Here is an 8,012-nt window from a genome sequence, read left to right on the forward strand (position 1 = left end):
GGGGCCTTGCCTGCTAGGGGGCAAGACGGTATCTGCACGGTGCGCCGGGCTTACTTGCCCAGCGCCGCGTTCAACGTGGCCGCCAGGTCGGCACCGGCCTGGCGCAACTGCGCTTCGGCGACCGGGCGCCAGGTCGTCACGTAATCGGCCGGCAGCGTGGCGCCGGGCGGATAGAAGCCCGGACGCAGCATGATCTTGCAGGAGGCCTCGGCCCACGCCGCGGCCGGCGGCGGCAGCGCGCTGCCCGCCGGCGAGGGCGCCGGCAACGGCTGCTTTTCCAGCTCGGCCAGGTAGGCCTGCTCGTCCAGCCCGCGGCTGCGCAGCAGGCCGCTGTCCCACAGCGAATGCAGATTGCTGCCCTTGCCCTCGAACTGGATCTGCACGGTGTTGGCGCCCTTGTCGCGGGCGTAGCCGGCATGCAGCGGCTGCTGCACGTCGCCGGCGAAATGCACCACGAACTTCAGCGCCTGCGCACGCGCGGCCTGCGGCTGGCTGCGGTCGGCGAGGATCGCGGCCTGGCGGCGCAGCGCCTCGACCGCGCAGTTGCCGTCCGGGCAGTCGCGGGTTTGTTCGTAGTGGCAGTCGTTCTCGGCCAGGTTGACGTAGTGCCAGCGCGCGCTGCGCTTGCCCAGGTCGGGATCGTGTTCGCGGAGCTGGTCGGCCCAGTTGGCCACGCCGGCCAGGGTCGGGTCGGGTTCGCCCTGCAGCAGGGTACGGACCTGCGCGCGGGCTTGCGGGGTGAGCTGTGTGTCGGCGAGATCGGCGACCAGGCGGTGACCCAGCGGGCCCCAGGCGAAGGCGGCGGACGGTGTGGCGGCGAGGGCCGCGGCGAGCGCGGTGCAAACGAAGGGAGAGATTTTCATGCGCCGATTCTAGCCGGCGCCGACGACGCGGCCATGACGCGCATCAGGTCTGTTGCGTTGCCGCTCAGCACGGCGGACGCCGGTGCCAGACGGCGTCGCCGACCGCGCCGAGCCGCGTCCGAGGACACGACCCGGCTGCAGGCTCAGAAATACATCAGGTACGCGACGCCGTAGGTGACCGGATCGAGCTTGGCCTTGCCGAGCGTGCTGCCGTCCACTTTCACGTCGCTGCGCATGCCGGTCCAGCGCGCATCCACGCGGATCGCGCTGCGTTCGCCGACCGCGAAATCCACGCCGGCATGCAGCGCCGGACCAATGGTGTCCTTGAACTTCACGTCGTTGGACGCGAACGCGCCCTTGCCGTCGCTGCCGAGGAAAGCGGTGTAGTTGAGGCCGGCGCCGACGAACGGGGAGATGTCGCCGTTGCCGTTGAAGTGGTACTGCAGCGAGATGGTGGGCGAGAGCATCCAGGCGCTGCCGATATCGCCGCCGCGGTCCAGGCCGATCTTCTGCTGGCCGACCAGGCCCTGGATCTCCACGCCGAGGTTGCCGCGGAAGAAGTATTCGTAACTGAACGACACGGCCGGCGCGACGTCGGCGTCGAAGCGTTGGTCGCTGCCGCGCAGCGTGCCGTTGGACGACCCCGGCACCATGCCGTGCAGACCATAGCTGGTGGTGAAGTGGCCGGCCGACTGCGCCGCGGCGGGCAGGGCGATGCTGGCGAGGGCGGCGACGGCAAGGCGACGGAACAGGCGTGGCGGCATGGGAGACCCCGGTGGACGACGAGTGGGCGGATGCGAACCACGTGTCGGCCCGGCGGGCACCGATCCACATCCGTGTGGCGCGTAGTCTGCCAGAGAAGCGGGGCGGACGCGCTGCGCTCCGGCGAGGCCGCGTGTGCGGCCCGCGCGTCGATCCGGTACGGCCATGCTCCGGAATGGCGCCGCTGCCGCGAGCGGCGCCGATCCTGTTGCCGCCGGCGCCGCAGGTCGCAGCGGCGCCGGCGCCCGTCTCAGAACTTCATCACGTAGGCCAGGCCGTACACCAGCGGATCGATGTGCGTGGTGCCCAGGTCGCTGCCGTTGACCTTGACCTTGCTGTCGATGTCGATCCAGCGCATGTCCACGCGCAGCGCCGACTTGTCGGTGAGCGCGATGTCCACGCCGGCATGTGCGGCCAGGCCCCAGGAGTCGTCCAGCTTGAGCTTGCTGCCGGCCAGCGCGCCGGTGGTCTTCTCGCTGAAGAAGGTGGTGTAGTTGAGGCCGGCGCCGACGAACGGCGAGACCTTGCCGGCGCTGTTGAAGTGGTACTGCAGCGACACCACCGGCGGCAGGTGCTTGGTGCTGCCGACCTTGCCCACGCCCTTGACGCTGATGTCGTGCTCGAACGGCAGCGCGGCCAGTACTTCCACGCCCAGGTCCTGGTGCACGAAGTACTCGAAGGTCACCGTCGGCCGGATGTTGCTGTCGATGCGCAGCGGCAGGGTGCCGCCGGCGAGCGTGCCGTTGTCGGACTTCGGGTTGACCTGGTGGGCGCCGATGCCGATGGTCCAGTCGCCTTGCGATTGCGCCAGCGCCGGCAGGGCGCACAGGGTCAGGGCGGCGGCCAGGCCGGCGAGCAGGAGGGGGGAGGTGGTGCGCATGGTGGAGTCTCGGTTGGGTGTGGGCGCAGTGTCCGGCGCGCCGCCCCATGCCGCCTTGATCCTGATCAAACCGGCGTGTCCGGCGTGGCGCGGCCGGCCTGCTAGAATGGGATTTCCCCTTCCATCCGCCGCGCCAGGCGCGGCCGCAGGAGCTACTGAAATGGCAATCAAGGTCGGCATCAACGGTTTCGGTCGCATCGGGCGCAACGTGCTGCGCTCGGCGGTGCAGAATTTCGGCAGCGACATCGAGATCGTCGCCATCAACGACCTGCTCGAGCCGGATTATCTGGCCTACATGCTGCAGTACGACTCCGTGCACGGCCGCTTCGAGGGCGAGGTGTCGGTCGACGGCGGCCATCTGCTGGTCAACGGCAAGAAGATCCGCCTGACCCAGGAACGCGATCCGGCCGCGCTGAAGTGGGGCGAGGTCGGCGTGGACGTGGTGATCGAGTCCACCGGCCTGTTCCTGACCAAGGACACCGCGCAGAAGCACCTGGACGCCGGCGCCAAGAAGGTGATCCTGTCGGCGCCGTCGAAGGACGACACGCCGATGTTCGTGTACGGCGTCAACGACAGCACCTACGCCGGCCAGGCCATCGTCTCCAACGCCAGCTGCACCACCAACTGCCTGGCGCCGCTGGCCAAGGTGATCAACGACAAGTGGGGCATCAAGCGCGGCCTGATGACCACCGTGCACGCGGCCACCGCCACCCAGAAGACCGTGGACGGCCCGAGCAACAAGGATTGGCGCGGCGGTCGCGGCATCCTGGAGAACATCATTCCGTCCAGCACCGGTGCGGCCAAGGCGGTCGGCGTGGTGATCCCGGAGTTGAACAAGAAGCTCACCGGCATGAGCTTCCGCGTGCCGACCTCGGACGTGTCGGTGGTCGACCTGACCGTGGAACTGGAAAAGCCGGCCACCTACGCCGAGATCTGCGCCGAGGTGAAGGCGCAGAGCGAAGGCGCGCTGAAGGGCATCCTCGGCTACACCGAAGACAAGGTGGTGGCCACCGATTTCCGCGGCGACGCGCGCACCTCGATCTTCGATGCCGATGCCGGCATCGCCCTGGACGGCACCTTCGTCAAGCTGGTGTCCTGGTACGACAACGAGTGGGGCTACTCCAACAAGTGCCTGGAAATGGTCAAGGTGGTGGCGAAGTAAGCCGCCTGGCGTCGTCCACAAAGAAAGCGCCGTGCGGCGCTTTTTTTGTGGGCGATGACGTGCCGGATGGAATGGCGCAGGTCCCATGCCTGCATGCCCCAGGGGACATGACACGCTCCAGGTGTCGCACGCCGGCTTGCCGGACGGATCGTGCAGGTGCTTCCTGTCCCGGGTCGATGTTCGTGCGGTCGCGGCGGCACTGTTCAGGCTGTGGATCCGGATGGACTCGAGACCTGCCTGGCCTGAAGCCAATTCGATGCACTGCTATTGCCGGCATTGCTTCGCGAAAAGCTTCGGATAGTTCATTCTGGGGTCGATGCTTTTCAGGGGAATGGGCGTGGTGTTTTCGATTTCCTTTCCATCGAGGCCGATAAGCCTTGCGTGACATTCCTTGTCGATCACCACAAGGCAGGTCTTGCCGAAGATGGATTTGTCTTTGACGAGCGTTGCGGATAGGTTGAAAAAAAGCCACGGACACTCGAATTCCGTCACGATCCTGCTGCCGTCCTCGTTGAGGATCGTCAGGCACGGCGGCTGATGATCGCGTACCGGCAGCGCAAGGCACAGAATTTTCTTGTCGATGTACTTCGGGTGTCTGGTCGAGGACTTGCCGAAATACGAGGGTTTCTGTCCTGCAATGTAATAAAAGTCCCCGTATTTATTGCCTTTCCTGTCGATCAGTACATCGCATGCCTCATAGCGGTTGAAATACCAGTGCGAAGATATAAAAATGGGTTTATCCAGAATTCTGTGAGTGATTCCCATGCCTCGTTGTGAGAGGTCGAAACAGGTGTCTCCGCCGCCATGTCCCCAGGCCGTTTCAAAATCTACCAGCGGTTCTCCCTCGGCGGTATATAGCTGGAATACTTTGCGTGTGTAGTGATCGATGGGGTTTTCGTCGTCGCGAATCCAGATCGAAAAAAAGTGCTCCGCGCCGCGCACGCGATGAACAGAAAATGGTTCTTCCCGGTAAGGGCCTTCCCATAGTTCCCTGAGTTCGTTTCTAAGCGTGTCGTAGAGGTGGATGCTGACCTGGGACAAGGGATTGTCCTTGTCCTTGGCCACTTGCAGCAACAGTCGTTGCGGCGTTATGGGGACTGCATACAGGATGAGCTCGTCTTCAAGTAAGCGGACAAGGTTGCCGTTCCGAAAGGAGAAAATCGAGTTGGTAATGAATTTCCCTGAAAAATGGATTTCTATCCAGTAATCGATCTGACGATTGAAATCCGTTTCCCACTTGTCCCAGCTGTAGGGGAAGTGGCTTCCATTTAAGTCGGCGAACGTCTCTTCGGGCGATTGGTAGACGATGTCTCCATTGCTTTCGATCAGGTATGTCTTGTTCTCTTCGCCGGCTGCGTAATACAGGCCAAGCTTTTCCAGCCAGAAGAAATAGAGGTCCGGGTACTTGTCCTGTAGCGTAAGGCAATCCATATCTGCTCGTTTTTTGAGTTGCAAATGGAGGGATGTTGGACGGTCATTGGCTGCGCATCGGCCTTGCGTGGCCAGTTTTCCGCCGTTTTCGTTGCGTCTTTATTGCTTTCCTCGACTTTCGCATGCAAGCCGGGGTGGTCGCTTGCCGCATCCACGATGATGGCATTGGTCCCAACGCGAGATCCACTCTTCATGGCCGGAGTGGTTCTGCGAGAGCCGATGGAGTCCTTGCGCCGTGTTTCAGGCCCGCCAGCGCATGTCGTCACTGTGCTCGTCGGGTCGACACTGACCAGGGCCGGTTCGCTGAGGTGCGTGCGGCGACCTTGTGCAGGTGCTGGAGTGGTCTCGGCCATGCGACTGGCGGGATGCGTCTGTTCCCGTGCAGCGCTCGGCCCGTTCTGGCGCTGTCGCGTACACAGGTCGAGGCCACAACGCAAAAGGAGCGCTCACGCGCTCCTTTTGCGTTGTGGCGAGCCGCTTGCCCTGCCGCGGCGCGTCGGGTGCCGCAGGCTGGCCCGGCCTCGCGATTACAGCGCGTCGCGCGATTGGTTGCTTTCGGTCTGCTGGTAATCGGTGACCACGCCCTTGGCGTCGAATTCCACTTCCAGGTCGTACGACTTGACGTTGCGCGCGCCGACGCCATGCTCCTGCGCTTCGTTGATCGCCGGGCCGGTGTAGTAACCGGGCAGCATCCGCTTCAGCAGGCCGGTCGCGGTCTTGCGCGCCTTCTCGCCGTGAGATTCGCCGGGGCGATAGCTCCAGGACTTCTCGTAGCCGCCTTCCTTTCCAGACGTCCTGGAGACGTAGTTGGGCTCGCCATAGATCGCGCGCACCTGCTCCTTGGTGGTCTTGCCGATGACGATGTTCTTCTTGACCGCATCGGCGGTGTAGAGATCCGGATTGTCGACCTTTTCGGCCAGGGCGGGAGCGGCGAAAGACCCGGCCAGCAGGGCCGAGATCAGCAGGGTGCGAAAGGGTTTCATGGTCATGTCCGTTTACCTGGGAAGTGGCGTCTGCAATCCAGAGTGCACCGGTCGCGTCGAGGCGATGCGTCGGCGCGGCATCAACGCGGCGCGACGAGCTTAGGCATGGCGAAATGACGCCGTCAATACAGCACGCACGGGCGTTCAGGCAGAGACGACGCCCTGCCGATGAGGTCGTCGCAGTCGTCGGCACACGGTCTGCGGGTGCCGCACAGGCGGCTGTGCCGATACCGCGCGCGGCAGCCTGTGATCCGCTGCCGCTTTTGCGGTGGGCGCCAGTGCGTGCGGCTACAGTGCCTGCAGGATCAGCGAGTGCCAGCCGGTGCGGTGGGTTTCGTAGCCGGGAGAGGCGGCGTGCGCGATGCAGTACGGCCGGCCGTCGAGATCGATCAGCACGGCGCCGCGCGGCTGCTTGAACAAGGCGTCGCGGCCGTCGAAGTCGATCCGGTCCTGCAGCATGCGCCCGGCCGAGTCGGCCAGCACCCGGCCCTGCGCATCGACGATGCAGGCGCGGCTGCGGCCTCATTCGGATTCGGACAGCGGCGTGCGCTGCACGATCGTCTGCGCCAGCGCGTCCCAGCGGAACACGATACCCAGCACGCCCAGCACGCGGCCATCGACGCGACCGCCGTCGCGCACCGTGCATGCGTACACCAACACGCGCTCGCCGTCGGCCAGCGCGCTGGCATGCACGTCCTGAAAGCCGAATTCCTCGCCGCTGCGCGTGCGCATCGCGTGTTCGAACCATGGCTGCGCGGAGACGTCGCTGCCGACCGAGCCGAACTGCCGTGGCCGGCCGTTGGCGCGGATGCGGCCATCGCTTCCGGCCAGGATCAGGTCGAAGTAGACCGTGTACGAATCCAGGATCTGGCCCATGCGCCGCGAGGCGTAGGCCAGCGCCTCGGCATCGCTGTCGGCACGCGCCGCGGCGACCACCGCGGCGTCGGTGGCCCACCAGCGCACGTCGCAACTGCGCTCGTAGAGGTTGCGGTCGATCAGGTCGATGTTGCTCAGGGCCAGCTCGCTGAGCCGCGTGCGACGCACGTCGTCCTGCAGGCGGCCCAGTGTCTGCCGCATCTCCGCGCTGGTGCGCGCGGCGACCTTGTCCAGGTCCTGGGTGGCCTCGGCCACGCGTCGCGACAGCCCGTCCATTTCCTGCGCGATCACGCTGAAGCCGCGTCCGGCGGCGCCGATCCGCGCCGACTCGATGCGCGCGTTCATGGAGATCATGTGGGTGGTGCGGTTGATCGCGTCGATCCCCTGCAGCGAGCGGCGCAACTGGCCGAGCAACTGGTCGGACAAGCCGACGACGGCGCGAATATGGTCATCGATCCCCGCGTCGGCGGGGTGGGCGGGTAGGTTCATCATGCTGCCGGTGGGGTGGGAGAAAACAGCAGACGGACGACGCGATAAGGGGTGTAGCGGCCGCCGGTGCACGGGACTTGAGGGCGGTGTGAAGACCGTTGTCGGAACGCCGCGCCCTTGCGCTGACTGGGCTGCGGCCCCGTCCGTGGGCCGATGTCGGTGCCGAACTCGTCTACCATCTGCGCCAGGTCCGGCGCCGCCGGGCTCCCGGTGCGCGCCACGGGCGCCGCGCCACCGCTTGTGGAGATGTGAGACGAATGGACAAGTTGGTCGTGCTGGTGGTGTTTGCGGCGCTGGTGGTGCTGGCGTTGCCACTGCTGTCGATCGTGGCCTTGGTCGGGCAGTCGCGCCTGCGCCAGCGGCTCGCCGCACTGGAGGCGCAGGTGGCGCGGATGGCCGCCGCCACGCCTGCCGCCGCAACGGATCGCGCCGATTCCGCGGCCGCAGCCGCAGAGGGCCAGGCTGCCGTCGCCGAACCTGAGCCCGAGGCGGAGGACATGCCGTTCGCTGTAGGCCTCGACCTTCCGCGTCCAGACCCGTTCGCCGAGCGCGCCGCGGCGCCACCA

Annotated in this window: 8 protein-coding genes and 1 pseudogene; 2 read left to right on the forward strand and 7 right to left on the reverse strand. The window is 65.7% G+C overall.

Annotation, left to right across the window (positions count from 1 at the left end):
• Positions 1-50 precede the first annotated feature (50 nt).
• The 3 genes from D183_RS0113490 to D183_RS0113500 all read right to left on the reverse strand — a co-directional run bounded on the left by D183_RS0113490 (position 51) and on the right by D183_RS0113500 (position 2,505).
• On the reverse strand, positions 51-863 hold the full coding sequence (locus tag D183_RS0113490) for a S1/P1 nuclease (protein WP_017909462.1): 813 nt from the start codon (positions 861-863) through the stop codon (positions 51-53).
• 143 nt (positions 864-1,006) lie between these two features.
• The gene (locus tag D183_RS0113495; RefSeq protein ID WP_017909463.1) at positions 1,007-1,627 is read right to left on the reverse strand and encodes an OmpW/AlkL family protein; all 621 of its coding nucleotides are present in this window, start codon (positions 1,625-1,627) and stop codon (positions 1,007-1,009) included.
• Between the two features lie 248 nt (positions 1,628-1,875).
• A complete protein-coding gene (locus tag D183_RS0113500; protein WP_017909464.1) occupies positions 1,876-2,505 on the reverse strand; it encodes an OmpW/AlkL family protein in 630 nt (209 codons plus the stop codon).
• A gap of 160 nt (positions 2,506-2,665) precedes the next feature.
• On the opposite strand from D183_RS0113500, the gene gap reads away from it, so the two are divergent.
• Positions 2,666-3,667 (forward strand): type I glyceraldehyde-3-phosphate dehydrogenase, encoded by a 1,002-nt coding sequence (gap, locus tag D183_RS0113505; RefSeq protein ID WP_017909465.1) that lies wholly within the window; start codon positions 2,666-2,668, stop codon positions 3,665-3,667.
• 264 nt (positions 3,668-3,931) lie between these two features.
• Here the strand turns inward: gap and D183_RS0113510 are convergent, their stop codons facing one another.
• The 4 genes from D183_RS0113510 to D183_RS24750 form a co-directional block, all read right to left on the reverse strand.
• Positions 3,932-5,098: a hypothetical protein gene (locus tag D183_RS0113510; protein ID WP_017909466.1), complete on the reverse strand. Its 1,167-nt coding sequence runs from the start codon at positions 5,096-5,098 to the stop codon at positions 3,932-3,934.
• A gap of 527 nt (positions 5,099-5,625) precedes the next feature.
• Positions 5,626-6,081 carry a hypothetical protein gene (locus D183_RS0113515; protein ID WP_232757275.1) on the reverse strand — a complete coding sequence of 152 codons (456 nt, stop codon included), beginning with the start codon at positions 6,079-6,081 and terminating at the stop codon, positions 5,626-5,628.
• Positions 6,082-6,369: 288 nt separating this feature from the next.
• Complete coding sequence (locus tag D183_RS28025; protein ID WP_017909468.1) at positions 6,370-6,564, reverse strand: hypothetical protein; 195 nt, start codon at positions 6,562-6,564, stop codon at positions 6,370-6,372.
• Positions 6,565-6,603: 39 nt separating this feature from the next.
• Positions 6,604-7,446 (reverse strand): methyl-accepting chemotaxis protein, encoded by an 843-nt coding sequence (locus tag D183_RS24750; RefSeq protein WP_232757276.1) that lies wholly within the window; start codon positions 7,444-7,446, stop codon positions 6,604-6,606.
• A 257-nt stretch (positions 7,447-7,703) separates the two neighbouring features.
• Here D183_RS24750 and D183_RS24755 point away from each other — a divergent pair.
• Positions 7,704-8,012: pseudogene (locus D183_RS24755) on the forward strand (DUF2339 domain-containing protein); the annotation flags it as partial.

It is taken from the genome of Xanthomonas sp. SHU 199 (genome assembly GCF_000364665.1).
GTDB lineage: Bacteria > Pseudomonadota > Gammaproteobacteria > Xanthomonadales > Xanthomonadaceae > Xanthomonas_A > Xanthomonas_A sontii.

Coding starts and splice junctions, on each gene's coding strand:
- D183_RS0113495 (WP_017909463.1), bottom strand. CDS start 1,627: ATGCCGCCACGCCTGTTCCGTCGCCTTGCCGTCGCCGCCCTCGCCAGC.
- gap (WP_017909465.1), top strand. CDS start 2,666: ATGGCAATCAAGGTCGGCATCAACGGTTTCGGTCGCATCGGGCGCAAC.
- D183_RS0113515 (WP_232757275.1), bottom strand. CDS start 6,081: ATGAAACCCTTTCGCACCCTGCTGATCTCGGCCCTGCTGGCCGGGTCT.
- D183_RS24750 (WP_232757276.1), bottom strand. CDS start 7,446: ATGAACCTACCCGCCCACCCCGCCGACGCGGGGATCGATGACCATATT.
- D183_RS0113510 (WP_017909466.1), bottom strand. CDS start 5,098: ATGGATTGCCTTACGCTACAGGACAAGTACCCGGACCTCTATTTCTTC.
- D183_RS0113500 (WP_017909464.1), bottom strand. CDS start 2,505: ATGCGCACCACCTCCCCCCTCCTGCTCGCCGGCCTGGCCGCCGCCCTG.
- D183_RS0113490 (WP_017909462.1), bottom strand. CDS start 863: ATGAAAATCTCTCCCTTCGTTTGCACCGCGCTCGCCGCGGCCCTCGCC.